Consider the following 22,771-nt stretch of genomic DNA (forward strand, 5'->3'; position numbering starts at 1 on the left):
ACTGGCCAACATCTATCTTCCCAAGGCGCTTCCGCTTACAGAGCTTCCGGACGAAAGAATGCAGTTTACCCTGGGGATGTACGGGGATGGCGATTTCTTTGACATGAAGGGCGTTATGGAAGAATTTTTCGATCAGGCGGGAATGCACAAAAAGCCTCATTACGATCCAAAAGGCGGGAAAACCTTCCTTCATCCGGGAAGACAGGCGGATATTGTGTATGACGGCGTGACCATCGGCTATTTGGGCGAGGTACACCCGGATGTGGCTGATAATTATAAAATCGGGGATCGTGCCTATGTAGCTGTGATCGATATGCCATCTTTGATCCCGTTTACAAGCTTTGACCGCAAATATACCGGAATTGCCAAGTATCCGGCTGTTACCAGAGACATCAGCATGGTGGTTCCGAAGGATATACTGGTTGGACAGATCGAAGAAGTCATTGAGCAGCGTGGAGGAAAGATGCTGGAAAGTTATCAGCTTTTCGATATCTATGAGGGGGCGCAGGTTTTAGCCGGCTGCAAGTCGGTGGCATATTCCATTACCTTCCGTGCGGGCGATCATACTCTGGAGGATCAGGAAGTTCTTGCTGTGATGAAGAAGATCCTGAATGGATTACAGGGACTGGGAATTGAGCTCAGGGCTTAAAATATAGTTTTTTGGTAATAAGGAAGATGTCAGGATTTGCAGGGAATGCATCCTGACATCTTTTTCATCTCCGCCTGCATGGTTTTGGTAAATTCCGTCAATCCTTACGATAGGAATGAGTGAAAAGACAGGGAGGCAAAATCATGTTTGGCGGACTGGATATCATAGAGGTAACAGGAAGAATCGTTCTGGATTCCTGGTCGAATCCGGCGGTCGAGGCTGAGACAGTTTTGGAAAATGGCGCACACGGAAGGGCGCTGGTTTCATTGGGGAATGCCGGAAAGGCAAAACAAGAGGCAGAGCTTGTGAGTGACTGGCTGTCGGAAGCCATATTGTTTGAGGACGCATCGAATCAGGAACGCATTGACAGGCTGCTTTTGCAGGCGGCAGAGGATAAAACAATGGAAGGCAAGAGCGGAAGATATGGGGTCTTAGCCATATCCATGGCTGTTGCAAGGGCGGCAGGTGCCGGACTAGGGCTTCCTCTTTACCGCTATCTGGGTGGAACCTCGGCGCCGGTAATGCCGGTTCCCATGATGAGCATGATAAGCGGAGGAGATGCCGAAAAGGGTATTGATCTGCTTGAACTTATGATTGTCCCGCAGGGAGCGGAAACTTATTCGGAAGGATTACGCATGGGGGTGGAAATTTACCAGACTTTAAAAAGACTTCTGGCTTTGAGCGGCTACAATACTTCCACCGGGGAAGGTGGAGGCTTTATGCCGGATATGAAAAGCACCGAAGAAGCGCTGCGTTATTTGATGGATGCCTTTCGGTTAAGCGGTTATAAGCCTGGGACGGATGTTCTGGTGGCTGTCAATGCCGGTGCGGAACGGTTATATGAAAAAGATGAGGGAGTTTACCGTTTTTCAAAGGAAAGCAAAAAAGGCGGAATTCCCATAAACCGGGGTCAAAAGGATATGATTGCCTATTATCTGAGGCTGGCGGATGGATTTCCTGTCTGTACGGTCATGGATGGGCTGTGGAAGGAGGACTTAGAAGGAAGAAGCCAGATGATGCGGATGCTGGAGCATCGTGTTTTAATGGTGTCCGATGACTTTTTTGCTGCCAATGGAACCGTTATTAAGATGGAACAGGCCGGAACTGTTACCGGGGCACTGAAAATGGTGGAGAAAGCCCGGAAAGCGGGTCATAAGGTGATCATTTCTAACAGTTATGGAGAAACGGAAGAGCCCTTCCTTGCCGATATGGCGGCTGCAATTCATGCCGATTATATTAGGAGCGGTGCTCCCTGCAGAGGAGAATGTACGGCCAAATATAATGAACTTCTCCGCATAGAAGAATTTTATCATAAATGCAGATAGAATGCCGATCCTATGAAAAAATCCTATGAAAAAATATAAAAATATATTGTATTTGCTTAGAAATTATGGTATGATAACCGGTGTTTGACTATAGGAGGTGGAAACATGATCAGGATTATATTATCAATCATATTTGTTATCATATGTATTGCTTTATCAGCAATTATCCTGTTACAGGAAGGAAAGAGTCAGGGCTTAGGTTCGATCGGTGGTATGGCAGATACTTACTGGGGCAGAAACAAGGGCCGTTCCATGGAAGGGAAACTGGAGAAATTTACAAAGTACGGAGCAGTCCTGTTTTTTATTCTTGCGTTAGTACTGAATCTGAATATACTGTAAAGATTAAACACTCTTGTGGTATGGTAACAAGGGTGTTTTTTTCGCATTATGGGAAAACTTTGTAATACCTTATGGTAAAGTGAAGATAATAGAGAAAGAATGAAAAAGAAAGACAATAAGAGAGGGAAACAATGACAGAAGAACAGTTAATGCAACGGAAAGCCATGCTTCTAAAGCTGTTTGAAGACCCAGCCTATGTACCGATGAAATTGAAGGAGCTGGCCATTCTCTTTGATATTCCCAAAGAACAGAGAGAGGATTTAAAAGAGGTATTGGATGCTCTTTTGGCAGAAGGAAAGATTGGCGTATCACAAAAGGGCAAGTATGGAAAGCCGGATATCGGTTCCATTGCCGGAGTGTTTTCGGGCCATCCCAAGGGCTTTGGCTTTGTAACGGTAGAAGGGCTGGAACAGGACATCTTTATTCCGGAGGAGAAAACAGGCAGCGCTCTTCATGGAGATACGGTGCTTATATCGGCGGAAACGAAACCTGGCAATGGCAAACGGGCAGAAGGCCAGGTGATCAGGGTGTTAGAACACACCAATGGGCAGATCATAGGTTATTATCAGAAAAATAAGAGCTTTGGCTTTGTGATTCCGGATAACCAGAAGATTTCAAAGGATATTTTTGTGCCTCAGGGCAAGGATATGGGCGCCATGACAGGCCACAAGGTGATTGTGAAGGTGACGGATTTTGGCGGACCGGGACGGAAACCGGAAGGGATTATTACGGAAATTCTTGGACATGTCAATGATCCGGGCACGGATATTCTTTCGATTGTAAGGGCTTATGGGCTTCCTGAGGAATTTCCGGACAGCGTGATGAAGCAGGTGACAGCAGTGCCGGATGAGATTACGGGTAAAGATATGCAGGGACGTCTGGATTTAAGAAATTTACAGACCGTTACCATTGACGGGGAAGATGCAAAGGATCTTGACGATGCCATCACCATATCAAAGAAAGGCAATGTGTATACTCTTGGAGTTCATATTGCGGATGTGACCAATTATGTGACAGAATACAGTCCTCTTGATGAAGAGGCATTAAAACGGGGAACCAGTGTATATCTTGTGGACCGTGTGATCCCCATGCTGCCCCATAAACTGTCAAACGGGATCTGTTCTTTGAACCAGGGAGAAGACAGGCTTGCTCTCAGTTGTATCATGGATATTGATGAGACCGGAGATGTCATTGGCCACAGGATCGCAGAAACTGTGATCAATGTGGACAGGAGAATGACCTATACAGCAGTGAATGCAGTTGTAACAGACCGTGATGAAGCGGTGATGAAAGAATATGAAGCATTTGTTCCCATGTTTTTACAGATGAAAGAACTGGCAGATATTCTTAGGGAAAAAAGAAAGAAAAGAGGGTCCATTGATTTCGATTTCCCAGAGACAAAAGTCATTCTTGATGAACGGGGAAAACCTTTGGAAATCAGACCATATGACCGCAATGCCGCAACGAAAATCATTGAAGATTTTATGCTGATGGCAAATGAAACAGTGGCGGAAGATTACTTCTGGCAGGAAATCCCGTTCCTTTACCGGACCCATGATAACCCGGATCCGGAAAAAATGAAGAGCTTAGCTACCCTGATCAACAATTTCGGTTACTCCATCCGGTTCCATAACGGAGAAGTTTACCCAAAAGAAGTCCAGAAGCTGCTTGCCAATGCAGAGGATACACCGGAAGAAGCGTTAATCAGCCGTCTGGCTCTCCGTTCCATGAAGCAGGCAAAATATACCGTGACCAATACCGGACACTTTGGTCTGGCCGCCAAATATTATACCCACTTCACTTCTCCTATTCGAAGATATCCGGATTTACAGATTCACCGGATCATTAAGGAGAATTTAAGGGCCGGATTAAGTGATAAGAGAATCAGCCATTATGATAAGATCTTAGGCCAGGTGTCTGTTCAGGCTTCCACTACGGAGAGAAGAGCGGATGAGGCAGAAAGAGAAACAATTAAACTTAAAAAATGCGAATATATGTCGAGATATATTGGAGAAGAGTTTGATGGAGTAATCTCCGGAGTGACAAACTGGGGACTTTATGTGGAACTTCCCAATACGGTAGAAGGTCTGGTTCATGTCAACCAGCTCCAGGACGATTATTATCATTTTGATGAAGAGCATTATGAACTGGTGGGAGAGATGACGAGAAAGACTTACAAGCTGGGACAGCCCATTCGGGTCATGGTGGCCAGTACGGATAAGCTTTTGCGTACCATCGACTTTATTCCGGCTAAAGAGTTTCAGTAATTATCAGTTTTGAACTATCTATATTCTTTTGATCGAACACATGGGATTTGGTCTTGTTTTGTACAGGATTAAATCCCTGATTCTTTCATCCATATGCTCCTTTGAAATAAAATCCAAACTCTTTTTTATTCCTTCGATACCTTTGAAATGTTAAAACTAAGTGATACTTATAAAAGATTCACTGGTACATATACGAATAAAATTAACTCCAGAAGGGAGATTTTCTATGGCAATCGTCGTAAAAAAGTTAGTAAAGAATGCATATTTCTTATATAAGATGGAATTGGTTGCCGGAAGGAACGGGATGAATAACCTGGTTCAATGGGTCCATATCATTGAGGATGATGCGGTCAGCCCCTTTCTGCATGGTTATGAACTGGTATTTACAGCGGGAATTTTAAACAAATCCGATCATTGGCTTTTGGATTTTGCAAAAAAGCTGAATATGTCAGGGGTCAGTGCATTTGTAGTTAATTTAGGACCTCATACAAAAGAAATTCCCAAAGAAGTAGCAGAGTACTGTGATGAAGTCAATATGCCATTGTTTACCATACCGTGGGAGACCCGAATGGTCGACATGACCAGGGATTTCTGCCGCCGGATCATGGTAAATGACAATGTAGAAAACAGTATGGCGACTACGATCAAGAATATTATATTTAACATTGGAGATTTGGAATCCCAGATATTACAGATGGAGCGCAACGGTTATAAAAGAAGCGACACATTTTGCTTTATCAGTCTTCTGGCTGAAAGAAATGAAAGTGCAGCTTTTGAAGAATTTATGGATCGGCTTACCATATATGCAGAAAAAACAGCAAGAAAAATCCACGAATTATTTATCTCCTTTACGTATAAAGAAAATCTTGTATTTGTATTGGTCGATTACTCGGATGAAGAAATAGAAAGCTTTGTAAAAGACTTTTTAGAGCATGTGAAAAAAGAGAAAAATGAATCACTGGTTCATCTGGGAATCAGCTCCAATCAGCCAGGAATCTATAATCAGGAGCAGAATTTTGAGAGATCCATATCGGCCATGGAAATGGCGGAAAAGCAAAAGGAAATGGTACTTTTTTATGACCGTTTAAGTGTTTATAAAATTTTATATTCGGTCAAAGAACGATCCGTATTGAGGAGTTTTTACAATGATACCATTGGTTTGTTGGAAAAGTATGACAGAGAAAACAAAACAGATTTGATCTCTTTGCTAAGAACTTATTTAGAAAATAACGGAAGCCTTCAGCTGGTATCGGAGAAAATGTATATTCACCGAAACACAGTGACAAATCAATTAAAGAAAATTGAAACAATAACCGGATTCAATCCTATGGAGTTAGAAGATAAGGTAAAATTATATCTGGGCTTCTATATTCAGGATATTATTTGAAACCAAGGCATAATGCCCTGTTTATGCACAAAAACGGCTTCTGGGAAGCTGTTTCATAAGACGGTAATTGTGCAACTGCACAATTATCTTTGTTCACTTGCTGGTTGCAATCCCTGTTTGACTGTGCTTATAATACTACCATGTCAAAGACAGAAGGAAATACGCGCAAGATCAGTGCCGTATTTCACTTAGTAAAATAATGAATGCAGCGACGATGCTTACATAGCCATCGGTCCGCTGCTTTTTTTGTAGGAGGAAAAGAACATGTTGGGTGAAGAGATTAGAGGTACATTAAAGGAATATAACTTACAATCCTGGAGCAAGCAGAAAAACATAAATCCAATTCCAGTAGAAAAGGCAGACGGAATTTACTTTTGGGATTACGAAGGCACCCGGTATAGTGATATGTCCTCTCAGCTTGTGAATATGAATCTTGGTTTCGGAAATCAGTCCATCAGCCAGGCAATTAAGGATCAGGTAGATCAGTTTTGTTTTGTAGGACCCTCCTACGGTGCAGAGTCTAGAGCAGTTCTTGCAAAAAAAATTATTGATTTAATGCCTGATACCATGGGAAAAGTATTCTTTACCAATGCAGGGGCAGAATCCAATGAGAATGCCGTAAAAATTGCGAGAATGTTTACCGGAAAGAATAAAATCTTCAGCCGGTACAGAAGTTATCATGGTTCTTCCTTTGGCGCCGGTAACTTAACCGGAGAGCCAAGAAGATACACATTGGAGCCGGGAGTTCCTGGTTTTGTGAAATTTTTTGATCCCTATGTTTACAGAGAAGCCATTGATTTTGAGTCAGAGGAGGCGGCTTCCAGCTATTACTTAACAAAGTTAGAAGAGCAGATTCAGTATGAAGGACCAAACAGCATCGCAGCCATTGTGATGGAGACGATTACAGGATCAAATGGAATCCTGATTCCGCCAAGAGGATATATGCCCGGGGTTCGAGCCCTTTGCGATAAGTATGGAATTTTAATGATATGCGATGAAGTCATGACCGGCTGGTGCCGTACCGGCAAAATGTTTGCATTTGAACATTTTGATATTAAACCGGACATTGTAACCTTTGCCAAGGGAGTTACCTGCGGTTATGTTCCTCTTGGCGGAGTGGCGGTCAGCAAAGAGATTGCCGCATACTTTGACGATAACCTATTATCCTGCGGACTTACATACAGCGGCCACCCCTTATCCTGTGCAGCAGGTATTGCATGTGTCAATTATTATGAAGAAGCAGATATCTTAGGCAATGTAAATAAGGTCGGCCAGGTTTTAGGTGAAAAGCTGGAAGAAATGAAAAAGACCCATGCATGTGTGGGAGATGTCCGCTACATCGGTTTATTTTCAGCCGTTGAACTTGTGAAAAGCAAAGAGACAAAGGAAGCTTTGGTACCATACGGGAAAGACCCGGAAGGCATTATGGGAAAAATAGCAGGACTTTTAAAAGAGCGGAAGTTTATGACTTATACCCATGAAAATATGATATTAGTTGCACCTCCGCTGATTATTACAAAGGAGCAGCTGGAAGAAGAGCTGGCCAAAATGGATGAAGTACTTACGATTGTAGACCGGGAGTTTTTATAATTGATAAAGAAAAAGAGGTGAACTATGGCAGCTCAATTTACGTTACCGGGACGAACAATATTAGGAGCAAATGCATTAGAGAGCAGTGAAAATGCAATAAAGGGCTTAGGCAAAAAAGCGTTTATCGTAACAGGAAAAATAGTAACAAAAATGGGAACAGTCTCTATGCTTACCGGTTATCTTGACAGGTGGAAAATCGATTATAAAATATTTAATGATATAACAGGCGAGCCGACGGATGATATGGTTCTTGCAGGTGTAAAGGCCTATCAGGATTCCGGATGTGATTTTCTGATTGGAATCGGAGGAGGAAGTCCGTTGGATAGTGCCAAAGCAATCGGAGCTATGACCACGCTAAAAGGAAATATCGCAGATTATATGGGCGTTGAGATCAAAGGCAAGTTTCCGCCTCTGGTGCTCATACCTACAACTGCCGGAACCGGCTCAGAGACAACAAAGTTTACGGTGATAACGGATACGGAAAAAGGGGTAAAGATGCTTTTAAAAGGTGATGACTTACTTCCTGAGATAGCCATCATTGATCCGGAGTTTACGGTGACAGCGCCAAAAAGCATCACCGCTGCAACCGGGATGGATGCTTTAACTCATGCAGTGGAGTCTTATGTCTCAAGAAAGGCAAATGCCCTGACAGATCTTTATGCATTATCTGCAATCAAACGTATCTTTCAATATTTGCCTCTTGCCTATGAGGATGGAACAGATAAAAAAGCAAGGGAAGAGATGTCCATTGCCGCATTTGAAGCAGGTGTCTGTATCAATAATGCATCGGTAACCATTGTCCATGGAATGAGCCGGCCCATCGGAGCATTGTTTCATGTTCCCCATGGTATTTCAAACGCTATGCTAATTACGGAGTGTTTGTCTTATGTGGCCGACGGCTGTTACGGCAGATTTGCTGATATGGCTAAAGCAATCGGAGCAGCAACGGAAGTAACCGATGAAAAAGAAGCCAGTGAAGCATTTTTTAAAGCTTTAAAGAAGCTTTGCAGCCAATGTGAAATTCCAACGCTGAAAGAATATGGAATCCGGAAGGAAGACTTTGAAGCAGTTTCCGATAAGATGGCCGGTGATGCCATGGCGAGCGGAAGTCCCTCTAACACAAGAAAAGAGATTTCCAAAGAAGATTTATTAAAAATATATAGTAGATTGTTTTAAATCATGAAACTTCCTACGAACAGAACGAAACTTACAAGGGTGTAAGGCGAAAGCTTTACACCCTTGTTTGCAGAACAGGAGGATTTAAATGGTGAATATAGAGATCATAGATGAAGAATTTAAAGAAAGAGACGCATCACTTCCAAGAGAAACGGAAATTAAAATTGAAAATTTAAGTGTCAAATTCCCTGACAAAAACGGTGGAGAACCAATTGCAGCACTATCCAATGTTAATTTGGAAATTAAGCAGGGGGAATTTATTTCTCTTCTTGGACCTTCCGGATGCGGAAAAACGACCTTACTTCGAACCATTGCCGATTTACAGGAAAAGACATCAGGAAATATTTCCGTTCGGGGCTTATCACCAAGAGAGATCCGCCTGCAAAAAAAATATGGGATCGTGTTCCAGTCACCGGTGCTTTATGAATGGAGAACGGTTCGAAGAAATGTATGTATGCCGATGGAGTTACTCGGTATGCAAAAGAAAGACCGGACGGCAAGAGTAACAAAAATGCTTGAATTGGTGGGACTTATGGAGTTCGGAGAAAAATATCCTCATGAGTTAAGCGGAGGGATGCAGCAAAGGGTCAATATCGCAAGAGCCCTGGCGATCCGGCCGGAAATCCTTTTAATGGATGAACCGTTTTCCGCTCTGGATGAATTTACAAAGGAAAAGCTTCATGAGGATCTTTTGCGTATTTGGCAGAAGACCAATAAGACTATACTATTTGTTACCCATAACATTCAGGAAGCCGTTTATCTGTCTGACCGGGTGGTAGTGCTTTCTCCTCATCCGGGCCGGGTATCAGCCATTGTAGACATTGATCTTCCAAGGCCCAGACCAATAGAAATGAAGGAAACCCAGGAATTTAATGCTTTGGTATCCAAGGTAAGAAACAGCTTTGAGGGGGTATGAGTATGATTCAAATCAAAAAGATACTTTCTTCCAAGTATATGGTAACGCTTGTGTGGGTGATCGGTCTCGTTATCCTATGGGAGATAGGGGCAACCGTAATAGAAGGAACCAAGCGTTCTCCGGAGAATGTACTGCCTCATCTGTATCAGATCCTGGGATCTGTGGTTGAAACCAATAAAGTAAATGGAACCCAGACCGCGTTTCAGATTGTATTAAGCAATGCGGGAATTACGTTTCTTCGGGCAGGAATCGGCTTTGTAATAGGAGCGGGAGTTGGATTTTTACTTGCGCTGCTGATGAATTTGTTTTTACCGGTTGAGAAGATATTGTTTCCATACCTGATGATGATACAGATGATTCCTATTCTTGGTATGGCGCCAATTGTTCTTGCCATCACAAAAGACATTAATAAAAGCCGGATTATCATTGCTGCAATATTGACCTTTTATCCGGTTGCCACCAATACACTGGCCGGATTTAAATCCGTTTCAAAAGAAAAACATGAACTGATGTATTCCCTTGCAGCAAGTAAATTCGAGATTTACCGGAAATTATTGATTCCGTCTTCCCTGCCGTATTTTTTTACCGGCTTAAAGATATCGGCACCCATGGCAATCACAGCAGCAATCCTTGTTGACACCTTGCAGGGAGGAGCAGGACTGGGAACCGCACTTTCCCAATCATTAAAGCATGCCACTACCATTTATATCTTTTGGCAGATTGTATTTTTAAGCGCTATTATTGGTATTCTGAGTTTTTATCTTATGGTTTTATTGGAGCAGACCATATCACCATATAAGAAAAAGAAGAAAAAGTAAAAGGAGAGGACATGAAGAAAAAAAGATATTTCAAATGGGATAAACAGTCTGCCGCAACGGTACTTTATCCGGTGTTATTTGGTATCCTTTTGCTGATTCTATGGCAGACACAGCTTTTGCATAAGTTGATCGGAGCAGATACATTTGCACTTCCTCTTCCAGGGAGAATCCTTAGGATCATTATGGATAATGGGCCGGCAATTATAAAAAATGTAAAGGCAACCGTAATTGTAGCAACCGGAGGACTTCTTTGCGGCTCTGTATTTGGATACTTACTGGGAGTCATTGCAACGGTCTTTCCGAAATGGGGTGCCGGCGGCTTAAGCATTGCATCAGCTGTCAGTGCAGTACCAATTATTGCAATTGCCCCGATCTTAAATAATTTAACAAAGGATTTCAGTGACGATGCCAATGTAAGAAGCATGCTGGCAAAGACCATTGTAGTCACCATAACCTGTACGGTATCCATGAGCATCAATGCTTACAGAGGTTTAAACGAATTAAAGCCATTTTCATTGGATTTGATGAAAAGCTATGCGGCGAGTAAATCAACAGTCTTTTTAAAACTGAGGATCCCAAACAGTGTACCATACATATTTGTTGCCTTAAGAGTCAGTGTACCTGCCAGCATCATCAGTGCCTTAGTCAGTGAATATTTTGCTGAATTCATCATTGGGGTAGGCAGACAGATCCGGGAAAATATCGTGCTTGCCCAGTATGCAACTGCCTGGGCGTACATTGTAGTAGCTTGTTTCATCGGGATCATTATGTATGGAATATTGCTTGCAGCAGAAGGTACCTTGCTGAAGGGAAGAAAATAGGAAAGAAATAACATTCATTTTGAGGAGGAATTATTTATGAAAAAACGAACAGGAAATTTAACCGCAGCAGCATTAACTCTTGCACTTACAACGGCAGCATTATCAGGCTGCGGAAGTTCACCAGAGAAAGAAGCAGCTCAGACAACGGCAGCAGCAGAGAGTACAACAGCCAAAGAGACAGGCACGAAAGAACCTGAGAGTACAGGAAAATATTATTCTGCCAGTGCCGGCGCAGAAGATATCGTAGTGGACGCTGCAAGCAAAGGAAAGGTCGGCAACTGGGGCCTTGGCAATGAGTACGAGGTTCAGGCTCTTTTGACCAAATATGGTCAGAGCACCGATTTCTTAAGTCAGGCATTTGACATGGACGGCTTTGATGATGATTCCATTCTGCTGGCTTCTGCCATGACCTATAACGAGCTTGGTCTTGTAAAGAACACATACAAAGGCGGATATTCTTATGGGGATTCGGTAAAATACATCGATATGAATGATGAAGGAGTAGCAATGCTTGAGGATAATATTTTTACGACAAAGGAATTTGCAGAGGCAAATCCCAACACAGTAAAAGCATTTGTCCGCGCATCCATGAAAGGCTGGGAGTATGCCTGTGCGAATCCGGAGGAAGCCGCTGAAATCGTATTCAATGCCGGTTCTTCCGTATCCAGCGAGCATCAGGCTTACATGGCAGAAGAAGTGAAGAAATTAGTGGAAACAGATACAAAAGGGAATAAAGTAGTTGATCTTGGAAAACTGGATGATGAAGCGCTGCAGCAGACCCTTGATTTAGCTAAAGAATACATCAAATTAGACGACAGTGCTGCAGCGGAAAAATTACAGACGTTAACCTTGGATGATTTCCGTGATGCATCTTACTGGACCGATGCAATGAGTGACGTAGAACTGGGCACACCGGAAAAAACAGATGTATCCATTCAGTTAAAATGGCTGCCTCAGGCGCAGTTTATGGGTTATTATGTGGCAGCAGCAAAAGGCTATTATAAAGATGCCGGCTTAAATGTAACCATTACACCAGGCGGCGGAGATATCGGTGAAACAACAGCAGTAAACTCCGGGCAGGTAGATTTTGGTGTGACCTGGGATGCAAACCTGATTGCAGCAAATGCAGGCGGCATGAATTTGATTGCCGTATCACAGGTATACCAGAGATCCGGCTTAGTACTTGTATATAAGGTAAACGAATAAAGCACCGTTAAGGAAATGAAAAGCCATAAGACCAGATACCAGCAAGAATCGTGGGTGCGATATGCACCCACATGTCTGTTAAGGAGGAAGAGCGATGGATTTATTAATTAAGAATGGAACGATTGTTTCGGAAAAAGAAACATTTATGGGCGATATTGCAGTAAAAGACGGAAAAATCGTTTGCATTGGAATGAATTTATCGGTTGATGCAAAAGAAGTTGTTGATGCCGCTGGAAAACTTGTTTTACCTGGAGCGATTGATGTACATACCCACTTAGCAATGCCTTTTGGCGGAACGGTTTCCGCAGACGGCTATTTATCAGGAACAAGAGCGGCAGCATGCGGCGGTGTGACCACCGTATTTGATTATCCGATTCAAAGAAAAGGAAAAGGAATCGTGGAAACGGTTCAGGAAAGAAAGGATATGTGCGACCCGGAAGCCTGTGTGGATTATGCATTTCACTGCTGTATCACGGATCTAAACGAAGGTGCCATTTTAGACGAATTTGAAGCAGCCGTGGATTATGGCATAACCAGTTTTAAATGTTTCCTTGTTTATAAAAAAGAAGGCATGATGGTGGATGACGGTACCCTGGTCCGAATACTCAAAAAAGCGAAAGAAGCAGGAGCCATCACAAATATTCATGCTGAAAACCCCGATGTCATTGATTTGAATATTGAGCAGTTTAAGTCAGAGGGAAAAACATCTGCATGGTACCACTATTTGAGCCGGCCGGAATATGTGGAGGCTGAAGCAGACAAACGGGCAGTGCATTGGGCAAAATCAGTAGATGCACCTCTTTATATCGTACATATGGCTGATAAGGAAGGTCTGGAAGCAGCAGTCGCTGCCAAGAGAGATGGCTATCCTGTTTATATTGAAACCTGTCCTCAGTATCTGGAATTTACCTGTGATGTTTATAAAAGAGAAGATGGCAGGAACTTTGTCTGCTCTCCGCCTATGAAGGATCAGGAAAGTCAGGATGCGCTCTGGAAAGCGGTTATGGATGGAAGCATTGATACGGTGGCAACCGACCACTGTCCGTTCCAAAGCTATGAAAAAGACTGGGGAAAAGACGACTTTACAAAGATTCCCAACGGTTGTGCGGGAATAGAGAATCTATATCCTTATATGCTATCCAAAGCCAATGAAGGGAGAATAAGCTTCAACCGTGCGGTAGAACTTTGTGCAGCCAAACCGGCCAAGATTTTCGGATGCAGCCAGAAGGGTTCTTTGACGGTTGGAAAAGATGCGGATATCGTGATCTATGACAGGAATAAAGATTTAACCATTTCCGTCGATAATATGCATTCCGATTATGATCACACCATATGGGAAGGAATTAAGGTACAAGGCTATCCGGTACAAACTTATGTGAGAGGGACATTAGTATATGATAATGGGGAATTTGTAGGAACTCCGGGGTATGGAACCTTTGTAAAGCGAGAACCTCAAAAATATGGTTTGGAGTGATAAAATGAATAAATTATTATACAAAGAAGCTTCCCTTTTAGAGGAAGCTGGCGGTTGTCTTTTATGCAATGAGGCACCCTGCACCAAAGCATGTCCTTATGAACTGGGAATAGACAAAATAATACGGTGCTATCGTTTTGAAAATAAGGCTGGCGCCATCAATCGCCTTCCGGAAAATTTTCCCTGTCAGAACTGCACAGATAAGCCGTGCTTATCAGCCTGCTTAAAAGGAAAAATTAATACACCGGTCCCTATACCTGATATGTTTGAAAAACTTTCTTCCTATATTAAGCCGGAGATGGAAGAAGTGGATTTATCCATAGATTTTTGCGGGATTCCATGTGAAAATCCTTTTTTCCTGTCTTCTTCCGTAGTGGGAAGCAATTACGAGATGGTAGCAAAAGCCTTTGACATGGGCTGGGCAGGGGTTGCCTTTAAAACCATTGGAGTCTTTGTTCCCCAGGAGGTATCCCCCAGATTTGATGCTCTGAAAAAGGAAGCACTTCCTTTTGTCGGCTTTAAAAATATAGAACAGATTTCAGATCATACCTTAGAGGAAAATCTGGCGTTTATCAGGGATTTGAAAAGAGATTATCCGACCAAGATATTTGTTGCTTCCATTATGGGCCAGACTGAAGAAGAGTGGACTTATCTTGCAAAAGTTGTAACCGAAGCAGGTGCGGATATCATCGAGTGTAATTTTTCCTGTCCTCATATGGCAGCCAATGGATTAGGCTCTGATGTGGGCCAGAATCCGGAACTGGTTGCAGCTTATTCAAAAGCAGTGAGAAAAGGAACGCATCTTCCTGTTTTGGCAAAAATGACACCTAATATAGGAAATATGGAAATACCGGCACTTGCGGCAATGCAGGCAGGAGCGGATGGAATTGCAGCCATTAATACAATAAAGAGCATTATGAACGTGGATACAGATACTTTTGTATCCGGACCTTTTGTGGAAGGCAAAACCAGTGTGGGAGGTTATTCCGGGAAGGCAGTGAAACCCATTGCTCTACGGTTTATCCATGCAATGAAAACCCATCCCGAACTGTCTCATGCGCCCGTCAGTGGAATGGGCGGAATTGAAACCTGGAGAGATGCATTTGAGTTTATGGCGCTTGGCTGTGAAAACATTCAGGTTACAACGTCAGTCATGCAATATGGGTACCGGGTTATTGATGATATGATAGAAGGAATGAAATATTATTTAAGTTCCCATGGCTATAAAAGTGTAAAAGAAATTGTTGGGAAAGCACTGGTTCATACCATACCGGCAGATGAACTGGAACGAGATTCCATCAGTTACCCCAAATTTGACAGAAATAAATGTGTGGGATGCGGAAGATGCTACTTATCCTGCTATGACGGAGGACATCAGGCATTAAAGCAGGATGAAAACACAAAGAAACCGGTTATGGACGGAAAAAAATGTGTAGGGTGCCATCTTTGCGCATTGGTATGCCCGGTAGGCGCAATATCGGCAGGCACCAGGGTGAAAAAGAAGAGAGTATAGTAAAGGGTCAGGTATGAGGCCAGCGAATCGTTATGAAATATGATTTTGTATACGTGGTACATAAAAGGAGGTAAGTAGCATGATTGAATGCGATTATGAAAGAATGGAAGATAAGATTAAAACCTTTAGCCGGTTTGGCGATACGGGAAAGGGGGGGATCACAAGATTTTCCTTATCGGAAGAAGCCATTGCCGCAAGAAAAGAATTCATAAAGCGTATGGAGGCAATTGGGGCCTCTATTGCGACAGACGATATGGCAAATATATATGCAACCATTGCCGGAACAGAAGATTTACCTGCCATTTTTTCAGGTTCCCATATGGATTCCGTACGGCAGGGAGGAAATTACGATGGAATTTTAGGTGTCTTAACCGCAATGGAAGTGGCGGAAACCATTGTAAAAGAAAAAATACCTCACAGGCATCCGATTACGGTTATCGTATGGACCAACGAAGAAGGCGCAAGATTTGAGCCGGCGATGATGTCTTCCGGTGTTATCTGCGGAAAATTTGACAAAGAGACTATGCTTGCTTCGCAGGCAAAAGACATTCCGGGGTATACCTTTGGAGAAGCTTTGGAAAAAAGCGGTTTTAAAGGAAAGGAAGAAAATCGGCTGGATCCTACTAAAACAAAGGCCTTAGTGGAACTTCATATCGAACAGGGACCTGTACTGGAGGCAGAAGGGATTGATATTGGAGTGGTAGAAGGCGTTTGCGGTATGATTAATTATGAATTCACTTTTACCGGGCAGGCAGGCCACGCAGGAACAACACCCATGAAATACCGTAAGGATGCTCTTTATGCAGCGGTGAAAACCATTCAATATCTCCATGATGAGCTGGACCAGCTGGATAGCAAATTAGTTTATACCACAGGTAAGATTTCTGCCCATCCAAACATTCATACCATTATCCCCGATGAAGTAAAGATTACCCTGGATGCCAGACATCAGGATCCGGAAGTGATCAAGCAGGTACTTGCAGTTATTAAAAAAATTCCAGGCGTTGTGGAGCAATGCAAGGTGAGCTATGAGGAAGCATGGTCACGTAAGACCGTAAGCTTTACTTCCGAACTGGTTGATTATGTGGAAAAAAGTGCACAGGAATGCGGTTATTCCAATCGGAGAATATACAGCGGTCCGGGCCATGACGCGCAGTTTGCGATAGATCTGGTTCCGGCTACCATGATATTTGTACCCAGCGTAGGAGGACATAGTCATTGTGAAATTGAATACACTCCCGTGGAAAACTGCTTAAAAGGAGCAAATGTACTTTTAAAAACAATTTTACACATTGATAAGCAGTAAACAATGATAGGACTCATAAAGCAGAACGGGGGGTGAGGATAAAACTGAGGAAACAAAAGTCAGAGATTGTGAATTGTCTTACATGCAACATTTTCATTTATAACTAATTTGTAAACAGTGGCTCTATGGATTTTATTGTCAATTAGCCACTGTTTTTTTAAACCTTTTTTAATAACTTTCAGAATTTTTCAAAATTTATAATTCCGTTTTCTCTGTAACTGGCCGAAGTATTACCACTAGATTTTCCAAACCCAAAGCAATTGTGTTTTAGGCCTTTACTTGAAATAAACAATGTAGTATCATAATTTAAATATGATAGTGGGAGGTTTGATATTTTGGGAGAAAGAATTAAATTGATTGCAAATAATAAAAAAGCATATCATGATTATTTTATTGATGAAAAATACGAAGCGGGCATAGAACTGGCAGGAACGGAAGTGAAATCCATCCGCATGGGAAAGTGCAGTGTGAAGGAATCCTTTGTAAGGATTGACAAAGGAGAGGTTTTTGTCTATGGCATGAACATCAGCCCCTATGAAAAAGGAAATATCTTTAATAAAGACCCATTAAGGGTCAGAAAGCTTTTGCTCCACAGGACTGAGATCGGAAAGCTGGATGCAAAGATCGCCCAAAAAGGGTATACTCTCGTTCCGCTTCAAGTATATTTTAAAGGCAGCCTGGTAAAGGTGGAGATCGGTCTTGCCCGGGGAAAGAAACTCTATGATAAAAGGGACGATATCGCTAAGAAGGATCAGAAAAGAGAATTAGAAAGAGACTTTAAGGTGAGAAATCTTTAGCTGAGAGTGACTTTAAACCTCCATTACAATCTGTACAGAAGGCTGTTTTGATGTTAAAATAGCCTTAGAATAATGTTGGGAGGAGAAGTGGATGGCGCTATATGATTATGTAGGGGCATTAAGGCGGGGCCGTAAACAATATCAGGCTTCCGTTTCAAAAGGGGAATATCCGTATCTGCCGGTTCTTGATGAGATCTTATCTTATACGGATATTGTTTCAGAGGTGAATCTGGGAATTATGGATATTCCGCTGGAAAAGGTGGTGGGTACCAAGACGGAGGGGCGTACCAGCGCCTTTGCCAACAATTTTATGCCGCTTTTGTCGGAAAAGTCGGAGTTTGGGGCGAAATGGGCCTATCTGTATGACCACCAGATAGAAGAGGGAATCCACGATCCGATCGTAGCCTATGAATTTATGAACCAGTATTACGTACAGGAAGGCAATAAAAGGGTCAGTGTCTTAAAGTATGTGGAAGCTTTCAGCATTGCGGCATCTGTCACACGCCTGATTCCCAAACGGACCGACGATTTAAATAACAGGCTTTACTATGAATTCCTGGATTTTTATCAGGTATCCTTTAACTGTGATGTCTGGTTCAGCAAGGAAGGAAGCTATGATAAGCTGTTAAAGGTAATGAATAAGAATCCGGACGAGGCCTGGAGCGAGGATGACAGGATTATTTTCAAATCCGCCTATGACCGTTTTTCCAAGGCATTCCATGCTTTTGGCGGCGATGATTATGATATGACATGTTCGGATGCCTTTCTCATTTATGTGGAGCTGTTTGGATATAAAGTGGTGAAGGACCGGATCGAGGGGCAGATAAAAAAAGATCTGGTAAAGATAAAGGATGAGCTCCTTCTGGCCTCCAGAGGCAATAAGATCGCCCTGGTTGAACAGCCGGAAGAGGTGGAAGATGCTTTGGACAGCAGCCCCCTTAAGCTCATCAACTGGCTGCGCCCGTTCCAGTCCATCGAGCCGCAGATGTTAAAGATCGCATTTATCCATGCCAAGACAGCAGCGACTTCAAGCTGGACCTATGGCCATGAGCTGGGACGGATGTATCTGGAACAGGCATTTGATAAAAATCTGCAGACCAAGGCGTTTTTTAACGCGGATTCAGAGCCTGAAACAGCTAAGGCCATTGACCAGGCAATTGCTGCCGGATGCAATGTCATATTTACTACGGCTTCCCAGATGATAAATCGAAGCGTCAAGACTGCGATTGAGCATCCGGAAGTGAAAATATTCAATTGCTCGGTCAATATGTCCTATTCATCCATCTGTACCTATTATGGAAGGATGTATGAGTCGAAATTTCTTATGGGAGCGCTGGCGGCTTCCATGGCCCGGGATGATAAGCTTGGATACATTGCAGATTATCCCATTTATGGAAACATTGCCAACATCAACGCATTTGCTCTGGGAGCCAGAATGATAAACCCATATGCAAAGGTATATTTAGAATGGTCGAGGATAAAGGGAAGGGATGCACACATGGAACTTGAGAAAGAGGGAATCTCTTTTATTTCAGGGGATGATATGATAACTCCCCAAGCTCCGACCAGAGAATATGGCCTTTACCAGAAATCGGCTGATGGAACCCTTAAAAATCTGGCGACACCCATCTGGCATTGGGGAAAATTTTATGAAAGAATCGTCAACATTACCTGCCATGGGGCTTCCGACAGAAAGGAACTGAAGGGAAAACAGGCAATCAACTACTGGTGGGGAATGTCTGCGGATGTGATTGACGTCATTTGTTCTCAAAGTCTTCCTCATGGCACCAACAGGCTGATCACGTTTCTTAAGAATTCCATCCGGGCAGGCAGCTTCCAGCCTTTTGTGGGAACCATTTATTCCCAGGATGGCCGGATTCAGTGCGAGGAAGAGATGAGCCTCACTCCCGAGGAAATTACTACCATGAATTGGCTGACGGATAATGTGATGGGACAGATTCCTGCATTTGACGAGCTTACGGAAGAAGCGAAGTCTCTGGTACGTCTTCAGGGACAGACGATATACGAGACCACGGATATGGAGGAGCAGTAGCGTGAAGATTCTGGTACTGTCTGATCATGAGTCAAAAACACTCTATGAATATTATACGCCGGAGAAGCTAAGGGACATTGACTTAATTATTTCCTGTGGGGACTTAAGGGCCAATTATCTCACTTTTTTTGCCACATGTTCCCACGCTCCGGTATTTTATGTCAGGGGAAATCATGACGGCCATTATAAAAACTGTCCGCCGGAAGGCTGCACCTGCATTGAGGATGATATTGTAACTTACAGGGGGATCCGGATCCTGGGGCTGGGCGGTTCCATGGAATACATTCCGGGTTCGCCCAATCAATACACGGAGCGGAGGATGGAGCAGAGAATCCGGCGCCTGTGGTGGAAGCTTAAGAAAAAAAAGGGATTTGATATCCTGGTCACCCACGCTCCGGCGTATAAGCTAAATGATCTGCCGGATCTCCCTCATCAGGGGTTTTTCTGCTTTAAGGATCTGATGGACAAGTATTCTCCAAAATATTTTTTCCACGGACATGTCCATGCCAATTATGGAAATGGGTTTAAAAGGGAGGATCATTACGGATGTACAACCGTTATTAATGCGTATGAATATTATATTATTGATTATCCGGGAAGTCTGTAACAAATTAAATAGGCGGTTACATACTATATAACAGAAGCCCGATCGGTAAAGCCTCAAAAAGAGTATTGACAATCCGGCTCTATTTTTGTAAGATGTAGAGACACTCTTTGCACTGCATATTAATCTACAGTACAAACTGAGCAGGCGATAGCGATTTTGAGCTATAGGGCCGGGTTGCCAAGTGCGACAACGGATGATTTCATTGCATCTGTGGGACAGTAGTTTACTTGTATTGTTCCACAGGTGCATTTTTGTTTTAAAATATTAAAAATGCACGGTTGGGGACATATCGCAAGTGCCATAGGGCTATCTTATTCAATTGGAGGTAACTGTTATGGAACGATTTTTAAAAAGGAAAAAGGAAAGAGACGCAATAGGCATTGCCATGCATGTATCAACCGTCAGCATTGTAATCAATCTGTTTCTTTCCGCATTTAAGCTGGCAGCCGGTATCCTGGGGCATTCGGGAGCTATGATTTCCGATGCGGTTCATTCGGCATCCGATGTATTCAGCACTTTTATCGTAATCATCGGAGTTCGCATTGCCGGTAAATCGTCAGATAAGGAGCACCCTTACGGACATGACCGGATGGAGTGTGTGGCTTCCATTATACTGGCAGTGACGCTTATGGCCACCGGAATTGCGATCGGCATAAGCGGAGTCCGTAAGATTACTGCCGGAAATGAAGAAGAAGTTGTGATACCGGGACTGCTTGCATTGTTTGCTGCGGTTTTATCCATTGTGGTAAAGGAATGGATGTACTGGTATACAAGAGCGGCTGCCAGGAAAATAAGTTCCGGGGCAGTCATGGCGGATGCCTGGCACCACCGCTCGGATGCGCTGTCATCCGTAGGAGCCATGATCGGAATTGCCGGAGCCAGGCTTGGTTTTCCGGTTCTTGATCCGGCTGCCAGCGTGGTAATCTGTTTCTTTATTGAAAAGGCAGCAATTGATGTATTCCGGGATGCCATGGATAAGATGGTGGATAAATCCTGCGATGATGATACGGTCCGGAAGATGCGGGAATCTGCTATGGCGGTGATGGGAGTGAAGCGGATCGATGATATCAGGACCAGGATGTTCGGAGCGAAAGTGTACGTGGACATTGAAATTGCGGCTGAGGGCAAGCTGGAGCTTGTGGAGTCCCATAAAATTGCTGAAAATGTACATCTTTCCATTGAGGAACATTTTCCGGATGTAAAGCACTGCATGGTACATGTGAATCCTCTGGTTGAAGCAGAAGAAAATGAATGAAACCATTAAAAATTTACTGGAACGGAGAAGCGTGCGCAGTTATACCTCGAAACAGGTGGCAAAAGAAGTACTACATACCATTCTGGAGGCAGGTACCTTTGCACCGTCAGGGATGAACCGCCAGCCGGTGGTCATGGCAGCGGTACAAAACCCGGAAATCCGCGACAGGCTGTCTAAGCTGAATGCTTCGGTCACAGGAACTGACAATGATCCTTTTTACGGTGCCCCTACGGTGATCGTGGTACTTGCGGACCGGACGTCAGCAACGTATGTTTATGACGGTTCCGTGGCAATGGCAAATCTGATGAATGCGGCCCACGCTGTCGGAGTTGATTCCTGCTGGGTTCACAGGGCCAGAGAAGTATTTGAGAGTGAGGAAGGAAAGCAGCTTTTAAAAGAATGGGGAATCCAGGGAGATTATGAAGGAATTGGCCACTGCATTCTTGGATATGGAGCAGATGAGTACCCTCAGGCTAAGCCGAGAAAAGAGCATGCAATTGTTTACGTGGAATAATGCAGGAAGCGAAAAAGGGCTGCGTACGTAAAATACGCGGCTCTTCTTTTTAACCTGTGTATTTCGGTATAACTTCAAATTATAATACACATTCCTATTATTTAGTTGACAAATAGAAGTTAGATTGCTATCATTTAAATTATTATACAAAAAGGCAGGGATATGGATGGAAAGAATCGTATTATCATTGTTAGTTGATAACACCTCCGGCGTTTTGAGCCGTGTGGCCGGTCTGTTCAGCCGCCGCGGCTATAATATTGAAAGTCTTACGGTCGGCGTGACTGCGGATGAGAGATATTCCAGAATGACAGTGGTGTCCATCGGCGATCAGGAGATTTTAGACCAGATTGAAAAGCAGCTCAGGAAGCTTGAGGATGTAAGGGATATCAAAGAATTAAAGCCAGGACGTTCGGTTTACAGAGAACTCATTCTGGTCAAGGTCCGGGCCAACTCCAGTGAACGCCAGGCTGTCAGCGCCATAGCGGATATTTTCAGAGCCACCGTTGTAGATGTGGGCAAAGATTCCTTGACCGTCATGCTGACAGGTGACCAGTCAAAGCTTGATGCACTTATTAACCTGCTTGAGGATTACGAGATATTAGAGCTTGCAAGAACCGGCCTTACCGGACTTTCCAGAGGCTCCGATGACATCCGTTATCTGCCGTAGGCAGTCTCAACTTATTAGCTAGGGGTATTGCCAAAGGCGGACAGTGAGCCGTCGGCATGGTTCCTTTAACAAAATATATCATGAGTCAGTA

The 22,771-nt window shown here is 43.4% G+C and carries 19 protein-coding genes, 1 pseudogene and 1 riboswitch; all 20 genes and pseudogenes read left to right on the forward strand.

The genetic code is table 11. The features are described from left to right. Nucleotides 1-649, forward strand: a pseudogene (locus BQ9856_RS08550) (phenylalanine--tRNA ligase subunit beta); the annotation flags it as partial. Between the two features lie 143 nt (nucleotides 650-792). Further along, nucleotides 793-1,974, forward strand: coding sequence for a hypothetical protein (eno, locus tag BQ9856_RS08555; RefSeq protein ID WP_077610648.1), 1,182 nt, complete (start codon nucleotides 793-795; stop codon nucleotides 1,972-1,974). Between the two features lie 105 nt (nucleotides 1,975-2,079). Further along, a complete protein-coding gene (gene secG / locus BQ9856_RS08560; protein ID WP_077610649.1) occupies nucleotides 2,080-2,313 on the forward strand; it encodes a preprotein translocase subunit SecG in 234 nt (77 codons plus the stop codon). A 131-nt stretch (nucleotides 2,314-2,444) separates the two neighbouring features. Beyond that, nucleotides 2,445-4,580, forward strand: a complete 2,136-nt coding sequence (rnr, locus tag BQ9856_RS08565) for a ribonuclease R (protein WP_077610650.1) — start codon at nucleotides 2,445-2,447, stop codon at nucleotides 4,578-4,580. A gap of 226 nt (nucleotides 4,581-4,806) precedes the next feature. After that, nucleotides 4,807-5,967, forward strand: coding sequence for a PucR family transcriptional regulator (locus BQ9856_RS08570; RefSeq protein WP_077610651.1), 1,161 nt, complete (start codon nucleotides 4,807-4,809; stop codon nucleotides 5,965-5,967). 264 nt (nucleotides 5,968-6,231) lie between these two features. Further along, a complete protein-coding gene (locus BQ9856_RS08575; protein WP_077610652.1) occupies nucleotides 6,232-7,557 on the forward strand; it encodes an aminotransferase class III-fold pyridoxal phosphate-dependent enzyme in 1,326 nt (441 codons plus the stop codon). 24 nt (nucleotides 7,558-7,581) lie between these two features. Beyond that, nucleotides 7,582-8,733 carry an iron-containing alcohol dehydrogenase gene (locus BQ9856_RS08580; protein ID WP_077610653.1) on the forward strand — a complete coding sequence of 384 codons (1,152 nt, stop codon included), beginning with the start codon at nucleotides 7,582-7,584 and terminating at the stop codon, nucleotides 8,731-8,733. An 88-nt stretch (nucleotides 8,734-8,821) separates the two neighbouring features. Beyond that, nucleotides 8,822-9,649, forward strand: coding sequence for an ABC transporter ATP-binding protein (locus BQ9856_RS08585; protein ID WP_077610654.1), 828 nt, complete (start codon nucleotides 8,822-8,824; stop codon nucleotides 9,647-9,649). A gap of 2 nt (nucleotides 9,650-9,651) precedes the next feature. Then, nucleotides 9,652-10,467, forward strand: a complete 816-nt coding sequence (locus BQ9856_RS08590; protein WP_077610655.1) for an ABC transporter permease — start codon at nucleotides 9,652-9,654, stop codon at nucleotides 10,465-10,467. An 11-nt stretch (nucleotides 10,468-10,478) separates the two neighbouring features. After that, nucleotides 10,479-11,288, forward strand: a complete 810-nt coding sequence (locus BQ9856_RS08595; protein ID WP_077610656.1) for an ABC transporter permease — start codon at nucleotides 10,479-10,481, stop codon at nucleotides 11,286-11,288. A 36-nt stretch (nucleotides 11,289-11,324) separates the two neighbouring features. Continuing rightward, on the forward strand, nucleotides 11,325-12,494 hold the full coding sequence (locus BQ9856_RS08600) for an ABC transporter substrate-binding protein (protein WP_077610657.1): 1,170 nt from the start codon (nucleotides 11,325-11,327) through the stop codon (nucleotides 12,492-12,494). 94 nt (nucleotides 12,495-12,588) lie between these two features. Beyond that, entirely contained in the window at nucleotides 12,589-13,968 is a 1,380-nt protein-coding gene (gene hydA / locus BQ9856_RS08605) for a dihydropyrimidinase (protein ID WP_077610658.1), read from the forward strand. 4 nt (nucleotides 13,969-13,972) lie between these two features. Further along, nucleotides 13,973-15,481 carry an NAD-dependent dihydropyrimidine dehydrogenase subunit PreA gene (gene preA, locus BQ9856_RS08610; RefSeq protein ID WP_077610659.1) on the forward strand — a complete coding sequence of 503 codons (1,509 nt, stop codon included), beginning with the start codon at nucleotides 13,973-13,975 and terminating at the stop codon, nucleotides 15,479-15,481. A 79-nt stretch (nucleotides 15,482-15,560) separates the two neighbouring features. Further along, entirely contained in the window at nucleotides 15,561-16,787 is a 1,227-nt protein-coding gene (locus BQ9856_RS08615) for a Zn-dependent hydrolase (RefSeq protein WP_077610660.1), read from the forward strand. A gap of 335 nt (nucleotides 16,788-17,122) precedes the next feature. After that, entirely contained in the window at nucleotides 17,123-17,584 is a 462-nt protein-coding gene (smpB, locus tag BQ9856_RS08620; RefSeq protein WP_077610661.1) for an SsrA-binding protein SmpB, read from the forward strand. 91 nt (nucleotides 17,585-17,675) lie between these two features. After that, nucleotides 17,676-19,637, forward strand: a complete 1,962-nt coding sequence (locus BQ9856_RS08625; RefSeq protein WP_077610662.1) for a BMP family ABC transporter substrate-binding protein — start codon at nucleotides 17,676-17,678, stop codon at nucleotides 19,635-19,637. A 1-nt stretch (nucleotide 19,638) separates the two neighbouring features. Then, nucleotides 19,639-20,244: a metallophosphoesterase family protein gene (locus BQ9856_RS08630; protein WP_077610663.1), complete on the forward strand. Its 606-nt coding sequence runs from the start codon at nucleotides 19,639-19,641 to the stop codon at nucleotides 20,242-20,244. Nucleotides 20,245-20,370: 126 nt separating this feature from the next. Continuing rightward, nucleotides 20,371-20,465, forward strand: a riboswitch (NiCo riboswitch). Nucleotides 20,466-20,578: 113 nt separating this feature from the next. Beyond that, nucleotides 20,579-21,499, forward strand: coding sequence for a cation diffusion facilitator family transporter (locus BQ9856_RS08635; protein WP_077610664.1), 921 nt, complete (start codon nucleotides 20,579-20,581; stop codon nucleotides 21,497-21,499). Continuing rightward, on the forward strand, nucleotides 21,492-22,013 hold the full coding sequence (locus BQ9856_RS08640; RefSeq protein ID WP_077610665.1) for a nitroreductase: 522 nt from the start codon (nucleotides 21,492-21,494) through the stop codon (nucleotides 22,011-22,013). The genes BQ9856_RS08635 and BQ9856_RS08640 overlap by 8 nt, the downstream gene beginning before the upstream one ends. A 166-nt stretch (nucleotides 22,014-22,179) precedes the next feature. Further along, nucleotides 22,180-22,680: an acetolactate synthase small subunit gene (gene ilvN, locus BQ9856_RS08645; RefSeq protein WP_077610666.1), complete on the forward strand. Its 501-nt coding sequence runs from the start codon at nucleotides 22,180-22,182 to the stop codon at nucleotides 22,678-22,680. The last annotated feature ends 91 nt before the right edge of the window (nucleotides 22,681-22,771 follow it).

Source organism: Clostridium sp. Marseille-P2415, from assembly GCF_900155545.1.
Classification (GTDB): domain Bacteria; phylum Bacillota; class Clostridia; order Lachnospirales; family Lachnospiraceae; genus Lacrimispora.

What these genes read in the sequence shown, in the direction of transcription:
- eno (WP_077610648.1), top strand. Translation starts at nt 793, where the DNA reads ATGTTTGGCGGACTGGATATCATAGAGGTAACAGGAAGAATCGTTCTG.
- secG (WP_077610649.1), top strand. Translation starts at nt 2,080, where the DNA reads ATGATCAGGATTATATTATCAATCATATTTGTTATCATATGTATTGCT.
- rnr (WP_077610650.1), top strand. Translation starts at nt 2,445, where the DNA reads ATGACAGAAGAACAGTTAATGCAACGGAAAGCCATGCTTCTAAAGCTG.
- BQ9856_RS08570 (WP_077610651.1), top strand. Translation starts at nt 4,807, where the DNA reads ATGGCAATCGTCGTAAAAAAGTTAGTAAAGAATGCATATTTCTTATAT.
- BQ9856_RS08575 (WP_077610652.1), top strand. Translation starts at nt 6,232, where the DNA reads ATGTTGGGTGAAGAGATTAGAGGTACATTAAAGGAATATAACTTACAA.
- BQ9856_RS08580 (WP_077610653.1), top strand. Translation starts at nt 7,582, where the DNA reads ATGGCAGCTCAATTTACGTTACCGGGACGAACAATATTAGGAGCAAAT.
- BQ9856_RS08585 (WP_077610654.1), top strand. Translation starts at nt 8,822, where the DNA reads ATGGTGAATATAGAGATCATAGATGAAGAATTTAAAGAAAGAGACGCA.
- BQ9856_RS08590 (WP_077610655.1), top strand. Translation starts at nt 9,652, where the DNA reads ATGATTCAAATCAAAAAGATACTTTCTTCCAAGTATATGGTAACGCTT.
- BQ9856_RS08595 (WP_077610656.1), top strand. Translation starts at nt 10,479, where the DNA reads ATGAAGAAAAAAAGATATTTCAAATGGGATAAACAGTCTGCCGCAACG.
- BQ9856_RS08600 (WP_077610657.1), top strand. Translation starts at nt 11,325, where the DNA reads ATGAAAAAACGAACAGGAAATTTAACCGCAGCAGCATTAACTCTTGCA.
- hydA (WP_077610658.1), top strand. Translation starts at nt 12,589, where the DNA reads ATGGATTTATTAATTAAGAATGGAACGATTGTTTCGGAAAAAGAAACA.
- preA (WP_077610659.1), top strand. Translation starts at nt 13,973, where the DNA reads ATGAATAAATTATTATACAAAGAAGCTTCCCTTTTAGAGGAAGCTGGC.
- BQ9856_RS08615 (WP_077610660.1), top strand. Translation starts at nt 15,561, where the DNA reads ATGATTGAATGCGATTATGAAAGAATGGAAGATAAGATTAAAACCTTT.
- BQ9856_RS08625 (WP_077610662.1), top strand. Translation starts at nt 17,676, where the DNA reads ATGGCGCTATATGATTATGTAGGGGCATTAAGGCGGGGCCGTAAACAA.
- BQ9856_RS08635 (WP_077610664.1), top strand. Translation starts at nt 20,579, where the DNA reads ATGGAACGATTTTTAAAAAGGAAAAAGGAAAGAGACGCAATAGGCATT.
- BQ9856_RS08640 (WP_077610665.1), top strand. Translation starts at nt 21,492, where the DNA reads ATGAATGAAACCATTAAAAATTTACTGGAACGGAGAAGCGTGCGCAGT.
- ilvN (WP_077610666.1), top strand. Translation starts at nt 22,180, where the DNA reads ATGGAAAGAATCGTATTATCATTGTTAGTTGATAACACCTCCGGCGTT.